Origin of the sequence: Xanthomonas sp. BRIP62415, assembly GCF_003993515.1 — a bacterium.
GTDB lineage: Bacteria > Pseudomonadota > Gammaproteobacteria > Xanthomonadales > Xanthomonadaceae > Xanthomonas > Xanthomonas euroxanthea.
In genome coordinates this window covers 25373-41594 of record NZ_QEZH01000024.1, presented here as the reverse complement: position 1 = coordinate 41594, position 16222 = coordinate 25373, and the positions used below count along the sequence as shown (strand labels likewise).

At 64.8% G+C, this 16222-nt stretch carries 12 protein-coding genes and 1 tRNA gene; 1 reads left to right on the top strand and 12 read right to left on the bottom strand.

All coding sequences use genetic code 11. From position 1 onward, the window contains the following. Positions 1–131 precede the first annotated feature (131 nt). Positions 132–911 (top strand): response regulator transcription factor, encoded by a 780-nt coding sequence (locus tag EO141_RS11510; RefSeq protein WP_127169252.1) that lies wholly within the window; start codon positions 132–134, stop codon positions 909–911. Between the two features lie 412 nt (positions 912–1323). Here EO141_RS11510 and EO141_RS11505 read toward each other — a convergent pair whose 3' ends face one another. From EO141_RS11505 to EO141_RS11450, 12 genes are all read right to left on the bottom strand, one after another. Next, entirely contained in the window at positions 1324–1710 is a 387-nt protein-coding gene (locus tag EO141_RS11505; protein WP_104582448.1) for a DUF805 domain-containing protein, read from the bottom strand. Positions 1711–2007: 297 nt separating this feature from the next. After that, a complete protein-coding gene (gene radA / locus EO141_RS11500) occupies positions 2008–3399 on the bottom strand; it encodes a DNA repair protein RadA (protein ID WP_104650266.1) in 1392 nt (463 codons plus the stop codon). A 356-nt stretch (positions 3400–3755) separates the two neighbouring features. Next, positions 3756–5636 (bottom strand): tetratricopeptide repeat protein, encoded by a 1881-nt coding sequence (locus EO141_RS11495; protein ID WP_164739175.1) that lies wholly within the window; start codon positions 5634–5636, stop codon positions 3756–3758. Between the two features lie 187 nt (positions 5637–5823). Further along, positions 5824–6159, bottom strand: a complete 336-nt coding sequence (cyoD, locus tag EO141_RS11490) for a cytochrome o ubiquinol oxidase subunit IV (protein WP_006450195.1) — start codon at positions 6157–6159, stop codon at positions 5824–5826. Then, a complete protein-coding gene (gene cyoC / locus EO141_RS11485) occupies positions 6159–6788 on the bottom strand; it encodes a cytochrome o ubiquinol oxidase subunit III (protein ID WP_180496907.1) in 630 nt (209 codons plus the stop codon). Before cyoC ends, cyoD begins: the two co-directional genes overlap by 1 nt. Beyond that, positions 6785–8785, bottom strand: a complete 2001-nt coding sequence (cyoB, locus tag EO141_RS11480) for a cytochrome o ubiquinol oxidase subunit I (protein WP_104582446.1) — start codon at positions 8783–8785, stop codon at positions 6785–6787. The genes cyoC and cyoB overlap by 4 nt, the downstream gene beginning before the upstream one ends. Then, the gene (gene cyoA / locus EO141_RS11475; protein WP_104650267.1) at positions 8785–9720 is read right to left on the bottom strand and encodes a ubiquinol oxidase subunit II; all 936 of its coding nucleotides are present in this window, start codon (positions 9718–9720) and stop codon (positions 8785–8787) included. The genes cyoB and cyoA overlap by 1 nt, the downstream gene beginning before the upstream one ends. Before the next feature lie 358 nt (positions 9721–10078). Further along, positions 10079–10154, bottom strand: a tRNA-Thr gene (locus EO141_RS11470). 177 nt (positions 10155–10331) lie between these two features. After that, positions 10332–11282, bottom strand: coding sequence for a 4-hydroxy-3-methylbut-2-enyl diphosphate reductase (gene ispH / locus EO141_RS11465; protein ID WP_115676372.1), 951 nt, complete (start codon positions 11280–11282; stop codon positions 10332–10334). Between the two features lie 77 nt (positions 11283–11359). Then, a complete protein-coding gene (gene lspA, locus EO141_RS11460; protein WP_127169251.1) occupies positions 11360–11872 on the bottom strand; it encodes a signal peptidase II in 513 nt (170 codons plus the stop codon). A 309-nt stretch (positions 11873–12181) separates the two neighbouring features. Continuing rightward, positions 12182–15013 carry an isoleucine--tRNA ligase gene (gene ileS / locus EO141_RS11455; protein WP_127169250.1) on the bottom strand — a complete coding sequence of 944 codons (2832 nt, stop codon included), beginning with the start codon at positions 15011–15013 and terminating at the stop codon, positions 12182–12184. Positions 15014–15019: 6 nt separating this feature from the next. Continuing rightward, on the bottom strand, positions 15020–16108 hold the full coding sequence (locus EO141_RS11450; protein ID WP_127169249.1) for a bifunctional riboflavin kinase/FAD synthetase: 1089 nt from the start codon (positions 16106–16108) through the stop codon (positions 15020–15022). Positions 16109–16222: the final 114 nt, after the last annotated feature.

The window sequence follows — 16222 nt, the reverse complement described above, 5'->3', positions numbered from 1 at the left end:
CGGATCCCCTGGCAGCCGAAGGCGATGGCGATGCACTTATCTATACATGTGGGTTTTGTATTGGCGCCTGCTGTCCATAACAGGCATCCAGCACATGACTGGTACGTGGGCAGACATGGGAAGGCCGGCTGATGCACGGCAACCCTACCGGCAAGCAAGGATCGGCTTTCCTGTTGACGCAGGACGCGCGTCTGGCATCGCAGGTCAATGCGAGCCTTGCACCGCTGGCCCCGAGTTTTGCGGTGTTTTCCGACGAACTCGAACTCCTGCGCTCGCTGCGGCATTCCCCCTGCGAGCTGCTGGTCTTCGACGCGACCTGCGTCGCGTCGGACGACAGCTCGCTGCTGGCCTGGCAACGCTGCCACAGCGGTCATCCCACGCCGCTGATCGTGCTGGGGCGTTTCGACTGTGCGCACGACATTCTGGCCTGGTACCGCGCCGGCGCACACGATGTGCTCGCCCTGCCGTTCAATTCCCACGAACTGCATGTACGCGCGGCATTGGCGCTTTCGCCGGTGGCCGAGGCGTGCTCCGAGAGCCAGCAGCTGAGTGTTGGTCCCTACCACCTGATTCGCGACGAAAATACCGTGTACCTGCACGGCAAGCCGATCGTGCTGACCGCACGCGAGTTCTCGATCGCCTGGCTGTTGTTTTCCAGCCCCGGCGTATGTTTCCGCCGCTGCCAGTTGGCCAAGGCGGTGTGGGGTAGCCACACCGAGTTCACCGACCGCACGATGGAGCAGCACATCTACAAGCTGCGCAAGAAGCTGCAGCTATGCAATCACAGCGGCGTGGTGCGCATCAGAACCGTGTATTCGCATGGCTACAAGCTGGAACTTGCTACGCCCGACAAGCACGCGCCCAGCAAGGCCATCAGCCCCAGCACCGCCCATCACGCCGCGGCCTGTTGACCAACGCGGGCTCGCAACAGCGGCAGCGCGGCGAACGGCGGCGAGCCGCGCTTGCTGCATGCCATCGGCGCCTGCAGTGCAGTGAGCCGTCCGCTGTGATGCGTTGATCTGGTCGGGCATTGGCTGGACTGCTTTTCGCCTGCTGCCACGCCGGGCGGAAAACCTGTCCACCTGGTAGTTCAATCATGTAGTGAACACACGAGCAGGCCCCTGCCCTATTGCCGCTCGACCGCTTCCCACGCCCTGGCAAGACGGTTACGTTTTTGCGGGCAGCTCAAAATGCCCCCATCGCACCAAGTGCCGCACTCGAACAGGTGCGTGCCCTTCGACAGCCTGAGCCGGCCGGCTCTCCAGAAACGACAATGGCGCGGAGGACTCCCCGCGCCATTGTTCGATCAGGAATTGCACCCGGTTACTGCTTGGGATTCTCGCCGTACTCGTTCGGGCCGGGCGTGCCTTCCAGGCACATGAAGACCAGCACGATGAAGCCACCGACGTAGGGCACCAGGCTGATCAGATAGAACCAGCCGGACTTGCCCTGGTCATGCAGGCGACGCACGGTCACCGCAATGCTCGGCACGATCAGTGCCAGTACGAAGATCCCCATGATGGCAAGCACCAGCCATGCCAGTGCGCCGGGACCGTTCTCGCCGCCCATCACTGCCGCCGCGATGCCGAACAAGCCGCCCAATACCAGCAGGACGATCGCCTGCAGCAGCATGAACATCCAATATTCCTTGCGGCGCGAGCGGCCATTGAAGTCGGCGTAGCGCTTGAGTGGCAACAACATCCATTCCATCGTGTTCTCCTGGTGACGCGCAGTGGGCGCTGTCTGTGATCCGGTGCACCGTGCAACGGGCCGCGCATGTTGCCATAGCCGCCCTCTGCTGAAAACGGTTTCTTACCGGCTGGCGGCATCTCGCGACTGCTGGCCGACCAACGGTCGCCGCAGTTGCCGGCGGCCAACCCGACAACCTCACTGATGCAACTCCGGCATCGCGCGCGCAATGTGTGCAGCCCTGCACCGGGGCGCGCGATCAGCTCACCGCGTGCAGCGCGATGCCCTGCGCACGCGCGCTCCCATCCCCCGCCGGCATCACTCGGCCGCCGCTTCCAGCGCCTGGCTCAGCCGCTCCACCGCGACGATCTCCATGCCCTTGATGCTGGCAACCTTGGGCGCGTTGGCCTTGGGCACGATCGCGCGCTTGAAGCCGTGGGTGGCGGCTTCTTTCAGACGGTCCTCGCCGTTGGGCACCGGCCGGATCTCGCCCGACAGCCCCACTTCGCCAAAGGCAATCGTCTTCTCCGACAGCGGCCGGTCGCGCAGCGAGGACAGCACTGCCAGCAGCACCGGCAGATCGGCAGCGGTTTCCTGCACGCGGATGCCGCCGACCACATTGACGAACACGTCCTGGTCGCCCACCACGATGCCGCCATGGCGATGCAGCACCGCCAGCAGCATCGCCAGCCGGTTCTGCTCCAGCCCCACCGCCACGCGCCGCGGATTGGACAGCGGCGAGGCGTCCACCAGTGCCTGCACCTCCACCATCAGCGGCCGGGTGCCTTCGCGGGTGACCATCACGCAGCTGCCCGGCTGCTGGGTGCTGCCGCCGGACAGGAAGATCGCCGACGGATTGGAGACCTCCTTGAGGCCCTTCTCGCCCATCGCGAACACGCCCAGCTCGTTGACCGCCCCGAAGCGGTTCTTGAACGCGCGCAGCAGGCGAAACCGGCTACCGCTCTCGCCTTCGAAGTACAGCACCGCATCGACCATGTGTTCCAGCACGCGCGGGCCGGCGATGCCGCCCTCCTTGGTCACATGACCAACCAGGAACACGGCGGTGCCGGTCTCCTTGGCATAGCGCACCAGCCGCGCCGCGCTCTCGCGCACCTGGCTGACCGAGCCCGGCGCCGCGGTCAGCGACTCGGTCCACAGCGTCTGGACCGAGTCGGCCACGATCAGCTTCGGCCGCGCCACGCTGGCATGCTGCAGGATGTTTTCGATGCCGGTTTCGGCCAGCGCATTCAAGCCTTCCAGCGGCAGATCCAGCCGCACCGCGCGCCCGGCCACCTGCGCCAGCGATTCCTCACCGGTCACGTACAGCACCGGCAGCGTGCTGGCCATGCTCGCCAGCGCCTGCAGCAACAATGTCGACTTGCCGATGCCGGGGTCGCCACCGATCAGCACCACCGCGCCTTCGACCAGCCCGCCCCCCAGTACCCGATCGAACTCGCCGATGCCCGTGGACACACGCGCCTGCTCGGACTGCTGCACATCCTTGAGCGCGGTGATCTTGGGCGCCTCGGCCTTGCCGGCCCAGCCGCTACGCCGCGAGGCCGCAGGCGAGGCCTTGCCGCCGGGCGTGGCGCTTTCGAGCACGATCTCGCTGAGCGTGTTCCAGACCCCGCATTCGGTGCACTGCCCCTGCCACTTGTTGTATTCGGCGCCGCACTCGCCGCAGACATAGGCCGTTTTCGCCTTCGCCATCGTCAGTTAACCCATCGCTTCCGGAGCGACAGGATAGTCGGCGTCGGTCTCAGGATGCGCGACGCTGGCTCGAGAGTCGGGAATCGGGAGTCGGGAATCGGGAATCGGGAATCGGGAATCGGACAGCTGACGCCGCCGCAGGAAGGGATGCAAGCACCCGTTCCTGCGGCGGCGTTCTCACCTGGCCGCATTGATGAGCGGACCAGTCGGCTGGCGCGCTGTCTCTCGATCGGTCGGCACCGGCATCGGTACCGACGAAGACCGGCGCCTGGCACTGCATGATCGATCGCAACCGGTCATGCAGCGCCAGGTTTTGCCACTGCTTGCTCGAATGGCTGCTGGCAGGCAATCGCCGCTCAGCGCGGCTTGTACAACTCGCTCAGGCGATCCGGCTTGCCGGGGATACGTTCCAGATGCGGATACAGCAGGCCGCCGTGGTAATCGATGCGCACGGTGTCGTAGCGGTCCAGGCGCTTGACCAGCAGTTCGATCGGCGCGGTGGTGCCCTTGGCCGCCTTGATCGCGTCCTTGATCACCTCGCTGCTGAAGGCGCGGCCGTTGACCGCCACGATGGTGTTGCCGGCGATCAGGCCGGCATTGAAGGCCGGGCCGTCCCAGAGCACATCACCGATGTCGCCAGAGGCCTTCAAGGACACGCCAAGCGAATAGGCTAGGTTGGCGTCCTTGTCGTCGCTCTCGTCGGCCTTGGTGGCCAGATTGGGCTCGTCGTTGTAGACCAGCTTCCAGCCATTGGCCTCGATGCCCCCGTTCAACGAGCCATGCCCGTCCATGCGGCTGCGCAACAGGCTGGCCCAGTCATAGGCGGCAATGGCGTTGAGCGTGGCGACGATGTCGTCGAAGGTGTACGGGTTGACGTCCCAGTCGCCGTTGTTCATGCCGAAGAACGCCTTGCCGAAATCGTCGATGGAGCGCTTGTTGTTGGTCAGCGCGCGCAACTTGCTGTCCACTTCCAGCCACATCATCTGGCCGCCGGAATAGTAGTCCTCGCTCATCTGATAGCTGCGGTACGCCTTGGGCCGGCGCATCGACATGGTCGGGTCGTTGGTGGTGTCCTGCACGGTGCGCCAGGCCATGCCGGGGCGCCCGCGCTCATAGCTCGCCGCCACGCCGGCCAGCATCTCGCGCGCCTGGTCCTGCGTCCAAAGGCCCGAACGCGCGGCCATCACTTCGCCCCAGAACTGGGTCTGGCCCTCGTACAGCCACAGCAGGCTGTCGCCCATCGGCACATTGAAGTTTGGCGTGGCCAGGTCGGCACCGCGACGGTACTTGCCGTTCCAGGAGTGGTTGAACTCGTGCGCGAGCAGATCGCGCCCGGTCCAGCTCTTGTCCCACTCGGTGAAGTACGTCGGCACGCCGCTGTTTTCGCTGGAGCGGTGATGCTCCAGGCCGATGCCACCCAGTTTCTTGGTCAGCGCCAGCAGGAATTCGTAATGATCGAAATGGCGCGCGCCGTAGAGCTTGTCCATCTGCTGCACCAGCGCTGCATGCGCCTTGATCTGCTCGGGCTTGGCCTCCAGCGACTTGGCTTCGTCGGCGAACACGTTGAGGTAGACCGGCTGCTTGCCGGCGCTCAGCTCCACGCGCTTGTAGTACTTGCCGGCGAACATCGGCGAATCGACCAGGTCGTCGAAATCGATCGGCTTGAAGGTCACCGTGTCGCCGACGCGGCGGTCGGTTTCCAGTGCCGTGGCATAGCTCCAGCCGGCTGGCAAGGTGACGCTGGCCTGGGCCTTGATGTTGCGTGCGAACACGCCGGCCGGATACAGCGCCGTGGTGTTCCACTGCAGGTTGAGCATCTCCGGGGTCATCATCACCCGGCCCTGGTTGGGGGCCTGCGGCGAGAGAAACTTGAACTCGGCCACCAGCTCGGTGGCGCCCTGGGGCACGTCCACGGTGAAGGCGTACACATCGAACTGGTCGCGCTTCCACGGCACCACCTTGCCATCGACCTTGATCACCAGACCGGCCAGCTTGTCGATCGGCCCGGTCGGCGAGTGATTGCCGGGAATCCACTGCGGATACAGCAGCGTCATCGGGCCGGGCTTGGCCGGCATGGTGGTTTTGACCTTGAAGATGCGGTGGGCCAGATCGGTGGCATCGACGTCGATCTTCAAGGTGCCGTCGAACGGCACGTCCTGCGGCGCAGCGGTTTGTGCGGCCGCAGGCAACGACAGTGCCGCCAGCAGCGACACGGACAACAAGGTGGGGATCTTCATCGCAACTCCGCAGGGACCTGGAACAGGCAAGCCCACGATGCTAAGCGCCTGCCTGCGCTTCCCCCGTATGCCATAGGTCATGCTGCGCAGCGATTCGCACGCAAAAAAAAAGCCGCCAGTGACCTGGCGGCTTCGTTCTGTCCGGTATGCGTCGATCCGGCGTGCCCGGATCGGGCGCCATGCCGTCTCAATGCATCATGTTGACGTTCATGTTGTGCAGCACCCACAGCGAACCCACGATCACGATGCCGATGATCAGCAGCGAGAACAGGCCCACCTGCACGTTGGAACGCTGCTCGGGCGAGCGGTCCATGTGCAGGAAGTACACCATGTGCACCAGCATCTGCACCGCGGCCATCAGCGAGATCACGATGACGGTGACACCCTTGGAGAACGCTCCACTCATCACCATCGCAAACGGGATGACGGTGAGGATCACGGCCATCACAAAGCCGATCAGGTAGGACTTCAGGCCGCCGGCATGTGCGTCGGCAGCGGTTTCATGCGCGTGGTGATTGGCCATTACAGCGCTCCCAGCAGGTAGACGACGGTGAACACACCGATCCAGATGATGTCCAGGAAATGCCAGAACAGGCTCAGGCAGGCCAGACGCGTGCTGTTGCGCGGGGTCAGGCCGTTCTTGGAGATCTGGATCACCAGCACTGCCATCCACAACAGGCCGGAAGCCACGTGCAGGCCGTGCGTCCCCACCAGGGTGAAGAAGGCCGACAGGAACGCGCTGCGTCCCGGACCCGCCCCTTCGTGGATCAGATGGTTGAACTCCCAGACTTCCATGCACAGAAAGCCGATGCCCAGCAGCGCGGTGACGCCCAGCCAGGCGTACAGCCCGGTCATGTTGCGCTTGTGCGCGGAAATCATCGCAACGCCGAAGCTCAGGCTGCTGAACAACAGCAGGAAGGTTTCCACCAGCACGAACTTCAGGTCGAACAGCTCCTTGGCGGTCGGTCCGTCCACCGTGGCGCCGGAGAGCACCGCATAGGTGGCGAACAGACCGGCGAACAGCAGGCAGTCGCTCATCAGGTAGACCCAGAACCCGAAGACGGTGTTGCCACCGGCATCGTGATGTTCGTGGTCGTCGTGGCCGCCCGCGTGGGCGGCGTGGTCTAGCGTGGTCGAGGAAGACATGGTCATACCACCTTCGCGGCCTGCGCCGCATGTTGCTGTTCGAGCAGGGCAAAGCGCGCGTTTTCGATACGCTCCACTTCGTCGGCCGGCACCCAGTAATCGATGTCGTCATCGAAGGTACGGGCGATGAAGCTGCCGATCATGCCGACCAGGCCGACGATGGCCAGCCACCAGATGTGCCAGATCAGACCGAAGCCCATCAGCACGCTGAAGGCGCCGATATACACGCCTGCACCAGTGTTGCGTGGCATGTGGATGGCCTCGTACTTGGACGGACGCACCCAGCCCTTGCCGTTCTGCTTGTCGGCCCAGAACTGATCGCGGTCGTCGATGTGCGGCAGCACGGCGAAGTTGTAGAACGGCGGCGGCGAGGAAGTGGCCCACTCCAGCGTCCGACCATCCCACGGATCGCCCGTGTGGTCCATGTGCTCCTTGCGCTTCCACACGCTGTAACCGATCTGCACCAGATTCAGGAAGATACCCAGGCCGATGATCGCAGCACCCGCCGCGGCGACATACAGCCACGGCGCCCACTCGGGGTGGTTGTAGGTGTTCATGCGACGGGTCATGCCCATGAAGCCGAGCACGTACAGCGGCATGAAGGCCACGAAGAAGCCGATGATCCAGCACCAGAACGAGGCCTTGCCGATCTTCTCGTTGAGCTTGAAGCCGAACGCCTTCGGGAACCAGTAGGTCAGGCCGGCCAGGTAGCCGAACACCACGCCGCCGATGATCACGTTATGGAAGTGCGCGATCAGGAACAGGCTGTTGTGCAGCACGAAGTCCACTGCCGGGATCGCCAGCATCACGCCGGTCATGCCGCCGATGGTGAAGGTGATGATGAAGCCGATCGTCCACAGCACCGGCGAGGTCATGTGCACACGACCGCGGAACATGGTGAACAGCCAGTTGAAGATCTTCACGCCGGTCGGGATCGAGATGATCATCGTCGTGATGCCGAAGAAGGCATTGACGTTGGCACCCGAGCCCATGGTGAAGAAGTGGTGCAACCACACCACGAACGACAGCACGCCGATGCACGAGGTGGCGTAGACCATCGAGGTATAGCCGAACAGGCGCTTGCGGCTGTAGGTGGCGATCAACTCGGAGAAGATGCCGAACGCCGGCAGGATCAGGATATAGACTTCCGGGTGACCCCAGATCCAGATCAGGTTGACGTACATCATGGCGTTGCCGCCACCGTCATTGGTGAAGAAGTGCGTGCCCAGGTAACGGTCGGCACCCAGCAGCGCCAGCGCCACGGTCAGGATCGGGAATGCGGCGATGATCAGGATGTTGGTGATCAGCGCGGTCCAGGTGAAGATCGGCATGCGCATCAGGGTCATGCCCGGCGCGCGCATCCGCATGATCGTCACGAAGAAGTTGATGCCGGTCAGCAAGGTGCCCAGGCCTGAGACCTGCAGCGCCCAGATGTAGTAGTCGACGCCGACCCCCGGACTGTATTCCAGCCCCGACAACGGCGGATACGCCAGCCAGCCGGTCTGGGCGAATTCGCCGACACCCAGCGAGATGTTGATCAGCGCCGCACCGGCCACGAACAGCCAGAAGCTCAGCGAGTTCAGGAACGGGAACGCCACGTCGCGCGCACCGATCTGCAGCGGCACGATCAGGTTCAACAGGCCGGTCATGAACGGCATGGCCATGAAGAAGATCATGATCACGCCGTGCGCGGTGAAGATCTGGTCGTAGTGATGCGGCGGCAGCACGCCTTCGCCGCCGTTACCTGCCAACGCCTGCTGGGTGCGCATCATCGCCGCATCGGCGAAGCCGCGCAGCAACATGACCAGCGCCACGATGATGTACATCACGCCGATGCGCTTGTGGTCCACCGAGGTGAACCACTCGTTCCACAGGTAGCCCCACAGCTTGTACTTGGTGATGGCGCCCGCGATGAGCAGGCCGAGCAGGCCTGCACCACCGAGTGCGACCATGATGATCGGCTCGTGGTACGGAACCGCCTCGATCGTAAGTTTGCCTAGCATCACTTGTCTCCAGAAGTGCACATGGCAACCGGCTCTGCAGCCGCTGCCTGATGGTCGCCATGGCCTTTGTTATGGCCCGGACCATTCATGTATTTGTCGACGAGCGAGCGGAACATGCCGTCCTGCACCGACGAGTAGTAGGTGACCGGATACTGTTCCTTGTCGTTGCGGTTGGCTGCCAGCACCTGGTACTCGGCGGCGTTCAACGCGGTCGGCGATGCCTTGACCTTGGCCACCCATGCATCGAAGCCGGCCTGATCGACGGCATGCGCCTTGAAGCTCATCTTCGAGAAACCGTGACCGCTGTAGTTGGTCGACAGGCCGAAGTATTCGCCCGGCTCGTTGGCCACCAGATGCAGCTTGGTTTCCATGCCGGCCATCGCGTAGATCATCGTGCCCAGGTGCGGGATGAAGAACGAATTCATCACCGTGTCGGAGGTGATCTTGAAGTTCAGCGGCGTATGCACCGGGAAGGCGATTTCGTTGACCGTGGCGATGTTCTGGTCCGGGTAGATGAACATCCACTTCCAGTCCAGCGACACCGCTTCGATGGTGATCGGCTTGACGTCCGAATCCAGCGGCCGGTACGGGTCCAGCGCGTGCGAGGAGCGCCAGGTCAGCACCGCCAGCACCAGGATGATCACGCACGGGATCGACCACACCACCACTTCGATGGCGGTGGAGTGCGACCAGTCCGGCTCGTAGCGCGCCTTCGTGTTGGACGCGCGGTACTTCCACGCGAACGCAATCGTCATCACGATCACCGGGATGACCACGATCAGCATCAGCACGACCGAGGTGATCAGCAGCTGCTTCTCGTCGTGGCCGATCTGGCCTTTCGGATTGAGAATGGCCGAACTGCAGCCTGCCAACAGCAGGAACGGCAGCATCAGGCCTGGACGAAGTACACGCCCGAGATGTTTCAACGGAATCATCGGTCGATCCAAGTGCGAAGGAACGCCAGCCTCGTTCGTCGTATCCAGGTGGGACTTGTCCTGACGGCACGCTTCCTGAAGGAAGGGGCCACGCAGACCGAAGACACGAGTTAGCTCCCTGATTTTAGACTTTGCTGCACCTGCACGAAACCCATCGGCAATGATCTGTCGCAATTAATGCGCGCAAAACTGTGCGACATGTTGTCGCAGCGCTGCGCAGGACGACAAAGATGCAGCCGCGGCCATCGATTGCGCCCGGCACGATGTGTGGCGTATATGGCCGGGCCAGCGGCAAGATGCGCATACTTCGGCCCAAACGCAGCTGGGCCGACCAATGGTCGACCCAGTGTTGAAGCAATGGTGCCGGAAATAGGAATCGAACCTACGACCTACGCATTACGAATGCGCCGCTCTACCAACTGAGCTATTCCGGCGAGCCGTGCATTGTAGGAGCGGAGCCGGTGCCCGGTCAATCGCCGCCAGGCGCCGCACTGCGTATCCCGGCCCCGGACCTGTGGACCATGGCCAGCGGAGGGCGACCACCTGCAGCTGCGAAGCAGCCGGGCTAGCCGCGAGGACCCGCCACCGCAAGCAGCCCGGAGCTCCCGCTTTCAGCTGACCAGGCGCAACCGCAATTCCTTGGGCAGGGCGAACACCATCGATTCCGGCTCGCCTTCCAGCTCCGACACACTGCTGGCGCCCAACTCGCGCAACCGCGCCAGCACGCCATCGACCAGCACCTGCGGTGCGGAGGCGCCGGCGGTCAGGCCGATGTGCTGCTTGCCGACGATCCAGGCCGGGTCGATCTCGCTGGCGTTGTCGATCAGGTAGGACTCCACCCCGTCGCGCCGGGCCAGCTCGCTGAGGCGATTGGAATTGGAGCTGTTGGGCGAACCGACCACCAGCACCAGGTCGCATTGGCGCGCGAGATCGCGCACCGCGTCCTGGCGGTTCTGGGTGGCGTAGCAGATATCGTCGTGGCGCGGCCCCTGCATGGCCGGGTAGCGCGCACGCAGGGCCTCGATGATGCCCATGGTGTCGTCCACCGACAGCGTGGTCTGGGTGGTGTAGGCAATGTTCTCCGGCTGGCGGATCTGCAGCGTGGAAACCTGCTCGATGTCCTCGACCAGATAGATCGTGCCCGCGCCGCGTTCGCGGCTCCACTGCCCCATCGTGCCTTCCACCTCCGGGTGTCCGGCGTGGCCGATCAGCACCACGTCGCGGCCGGCCCGGCAATGCCGCGCCACCTCGAAATGCACCTTGGTCACCAGCGGGCAGGTTGCGTCGAACACCTTCAGCCCGCGGCGCTCGGCTTCCTGGCGCACCGCCTGCGAGACGCCGTGTGCGCTGAAGATCACCGTGGCGTTGTCCGGCACCTCGTCCAGCTCTTCGACGAAGACCGCGCCGCGCTGCTTGAGGTCGTCGACCACGAAGCGGTTGTGCACCACTTCATGGCGCACATAGATCGGCGCGCCCAGCGTTTCGATCGCGCGCTTGACGATCTCGATCGCACGGTCGACACCGGCACAGAAACCACGGGGATTGGCGAGCAGGACATCCATGGCGGGCATTCTACGGGAATGGGGAATGGAGGATGGAACCGGGCGATGCCGGTACGCCGCGACTTCAGCGACGATTCCTACTTCCGGATCTCCGCCTCCCGCTTGCCGGACCTGTCGAACAGGCCGAATACCGCGATGCCGATGGCGCCGCCCACGATCGCCGAGTCGGCGATGTTGAACGCAGGCCAGGTATGGCTGCCGATATACCACTGGATGAAATCGACCACGTGGCCGTGCATCAGCCGGTCGATCACGTTGCCGATCGCCCCGCCGATCACCAGTGCATACGGCAACGCGCTGCGCCATTCGCCGCGCGCGGTACGCGACAGCCAGAACGCCAGCAGCCCGCTGATGCCCACTGCCAGCGCGGTGAAGAACCACAGCTGCCAGCCGCCGGCATCGCTCAGGAAGCTGAAGGCCGCGCCGGTGTTGTAGGTGCGGTACCAGTTCCAGAAGCCGTCGATCACCGGCACCGGGGTGTACTCGGGCAGGCTGGACAGCACCCAGGCCTTGCTCCACTGGTCCAGCCCGACCACCAGTGCCGACAGCAGCAACCAGATCAGGGCGGAGGGTTTGGGGCGTTGACTCATGTCGAAGGATCGCAGTTGGTGGTGACTTCTCCGACGCCGGAGAAGATGCCTGGATGGCGTTGGGGATGGCGGTTAGCGGAACAAAAGCTGGAAGACAGGCGGGCAAGGATGGCATGGACGCCCGAGCCAGCCGCCCTGCCCCGCATTGCCGCGTGCGCCACGCTTCAGCAAGCGAGGGACTGCGGCGCCGGGGCCATCGACGGCAGCGGTGGCTGCCGATGAGGTCGCGCGCAGGCGCACGCCCGGCCCATCCGGGTCTCGATCACGCGTGGCAGGATCGGCCCGCCACGCGCAATCATGCGCACCCAATCAGAACCAGCGACGCTCCTCGCCGGGGCCTTCGATATTGCTGACGCAGCGGCTGCACAGTTCCGGGTGACGCGGATCGCTGCCCACGCTGGCCTGGTGGTGCCAGCAGCGCACGCACTTGGCCTTGCTGGTCGGCTGCGCGCTGACGAAGATGTCGTCGGTGCTGGCCGCGGTGACGGTGACATCGCCACTGATGAACAGGAAGCGCAGCTCCTCGGCCAACGGCTGCCAACGCGCGGCAGTCTGTGCATCGGCGGCCACGGTGATCTCCGCTTCCAGCGCCGCACCGATCGCGCCATTGGCACGCATCGGCTCCAGCACCTTGGCTACCTGCTCGCGCAAGGCCAGCAGCTTGTCGACATCCGCACCGGTCAATGCAGCATCGGCCGGCAACGGCGCCAGGCCGTCATACCAGGTGGCGAACAGCACGTTGTCGGCGTGCTTGCCCGGCAGGTAGCCCCACAGCTCTTCGGCGGTGAAGCTCAGCACCGGTGCGATCCAGCGCACGAACGCCTCGGCCACGTGATACATCGCGCTCTGCGCCGAACGGCGGCCGCGTGCATCCTCGGCCATCGTGTACAGACGGTCCTTGGTCACGTCCAGATACAGCGAGCCCAGATCCACGCTGCAGAAATTCAGCAGCGCCTGCACGATCTCGGCAAAGTCGTAGCGCGCATACGCGGCGACGATCTTCTCCTGCAGCTCGTGCGCGCGATGCACGATCCAGCGGTCCAGCAGCACCATGTCGTCCAGCGCCACCAGATGCTGCAACGGATCGAAGCCATGCAGGTTGCCGAGCAGGAAGCGCGCGGTATTGCGCAGGCGACGGTACGCGTCGGCATTGCGCTTGAGGATCTCCTGCGACAGCGACATCTCGTTGCTGTAATCGGCCGAGGCGATCCACAGGCGCAGGATGTCCGCACCCAGGGTCTTCATGATGTCCTGCGGCTCGATGCCGTTACCCAGTGACTTGGACATCTTGCGGCCGTGCTCGTCCACGGTGAAGCCGTGGGTCAGGCACTGCTTGTACGGCGCCGCCCTGTCCATCGCCACGCCGGTTAGCAGCGAGGACTGGAACCAGCCACGGTGCTGATCGGAGCCTTCCAGGTACAGGTCGGCCGGCTTGGGCAGGCCGCGGTCCACCAGCACCGCTTCATGGGTCACGCCGGAGTCGAACCACACATCCAGGATGTCGGTGATCTTGTCGTAATCGGCGGCCTCATCGCCCAGCAGTTCGGCCGCGTCCAGCGTGTACCACACGTCCACGCCGCCCAGCTCCACGCGGTCGGCGACCTGGCGCAGCAACTCGGTGCTGCGCGGATGCGGCTCGCCGGTTTCGCGATGCACGAACAAGGCGATCGGCACGCCCCAGGTGCGCTGGCGCGAAATCGTCCAGTCCGGACGCCCGTCGACCATGCCGGCGATGCGTGCCTGGCCCCAGGACGGATACCAATGCACGTTGTCGATGGCCGCCAGCGCATCGGCGCGCAGGTTGGCCTGCTCCATCGAGATGAACCACTGCGGCGTGGCGCGGAATGCGATCGGCGTCTTGTGGCGCCAGCAATGCGGATAGCTGTGCTCCATCTTGCTGGCCGCCAGCAGCACGCCGGTGTCGCGCAGCGCCTCGATGAGGATGTCGTTGGCCTTCCAGATGTGCAGCCCGGCCAGCACGGTCTCGCCCAGCGGCGGCGTCGACGGCAGGTACACGCCGCGCCCGTCCACCGGGTTGATCTGCGCCGCGCCGTAACGCTCGAGCAGGCCGTACTGCTTGGAGACCTGGTAGTCCTCCTGGCCATGGCCCGGTGCGGTGTGCACCGCGCCGGTACCGTCCTCGGCCGACACGTGGTCGCCCAGCAACAGCGGGATTTCGCGCTCGGCATAGAACGGGTGGTTCAGCAGCATCTGCTCCAGCGCCGTACCCTTGGCATGCCCGTGCACCACCACCGTGTCCACGCCGTAGCGCGCCAGCGCCTTGCCGGCCAGGGCTTCGGCCACCACCAGCCAGCGCGGCTGGCCGCGATCGGCGGGGCCTTCGACCAGCACGTAGTCCAGGTCCGCGCCCAGGCTCACCGCCAACGACGCCGGCAGCGTCCACGGGGTGGTGGTCCAGATCGGCACCGCCACGCCCACGCCCGCCGGCAGGCTCGCGCCGAATGCAGCAGCCACGGCCGCCGGATCGCGCGCCGGATAGGCGATATCCACCGTCGGCGACACCTTGTCGGCGTATTCGATCTCGGCCTCGGCCAGCGCCGAGCCACAGTCGAAGCACCAATGCACCGGCTTGACGCCGCGGGTCAGATGGCCGTTGTCGACCACCTTGGCCAGCGCGCGGATCTCGTTGGCTTCGAAGCGGAAATCCAGCGTCTTGTACGGGTTGTCCCAGTCGCCGATCACGCCCAGGCGCTTGAAGTCGCGCCGCTGCAGGTCGATCTGCTCGGTGGCGTATTCACGGCACTTCTGGCGGAATTGCGCTGCATCCAGCTTCACGCCGACCTTGCCGTACTTTTTCTCGATCGCGATCTCGATCGGCAGGCCGTGGCAGTCCCAACCCGGGATGTAGGGCGCATCGAAGCCAGCCAGGTATTTCGACTTGACGATGATGTCCTTGAGGATCTTGTTGACCGCGTGACCCAGATGGATCTGGCCATTGGCATACGGCGGGCCGTCGTGCAGCACGAACAGCGGGCGCCCGGCCGCATTGGCGCGCAGTTGCGCGTACAGCCCCTCGCGCTCCCAGCGCTCCAGCATCGCCGGCTCGCGCTTGGGCAGGTCGCCGCGCATCGGGAATTCCGTCGCGGGCAGATGGAGAGTGGCTTTGTAGTCTTGGGTCACAGGTCTCTACCGTTGCGCTGCGTTGTCTGAAGTGTCTGCACTTACATGTGCAGACGTTTGCGAGGAACTCGCATGTCCATTGTCCGCACACGGATGTGCGGGCTCCTGCGAGGGACTCGCATCATAGGCGGGCTGTTGCGAGGAACTCGCATGTGTCGCAGAAACTGCGTGCCTGTCCAGCACCGCACGCGCCTGCTCGGCATCGCGGTGCATCTGCACCGTCAGCGCGTCCAGGCCGTCGAACTTCTCTTCGTCGCGCAACTTGGCGACGAATTCGACGGCGATATGCCGGCCGTACAGATCGCCCTGGAAGTCGAACAGGTGCGCTTCCAGCAGCGGCTCCACGCCGGCCACCGTCGGCCGCGTGCCGAAGCTGGAGACCGACGGCCACGGCCGCTCGGCCACACCATGCACCCAGGTTGCGTAAATACCCGACAGCGCCGGCGTGCGCGGAAACCGCAGATTGGCGGTTGGATAGCCCAACGTGCGTCCAAGCTGCTTGCCGCGCACCACCCGCCCGCCAATGGCGTACGGCCGGCCAAGCAATTGCCCGGCGTGCGCGAACTCGCCTGCACCCAGCAGCTCGCGGATGCGCGTGGCCGAGATGCGCTCGCCGTGCAGATGCACCGGCGCGATTTCGCCCGCTTCAAAACCGTAGCGCGCACCGAGCGCGCGCAGCAGGCCGATATCGCCACCACGCCGATGGCCGAAACGGAACTCCGGGCCGATCCAGACCTCCTTGGCGCATAGCCGGCCGACCAGGGCCAGCCGCACGAAATCCTCGGCGCTCATCGCCGACAGGCGGCCGTCGAAACGGATCATGCCCACGCTGTCGGCACCGAAGCCGTGCAGCCCTTCGATCTTGGCGCGGGCCAGGGTCAGCCGGGTCGGCGGCGCGGCCGGGGCGAAAAATTCGCGCGGCAGCGGCTCGAAGCTCACCGCCACCGCCGGCACGCCCAGCGCGCGCGCGCGCGCGACTGCGTGCTGCACCAATGCCCGATGCCCCAGGTGCAGGCCATCAAAGGCGCCGATGCAGACCACGCTTCCGTGCGGGAACAGCGTCCCGCCCTCGACGTCTCTAAACAGCCTGCTCATTCCTCGATCCAAACAGATGCCGGCCTGCCGGCCGACCCTCGTTGATGCATAACCCGCAAGTATAGCCGTGCCTGTCAACCCGCATGGGTGCCGCCCGGCCGGTGCCGCGCCAGC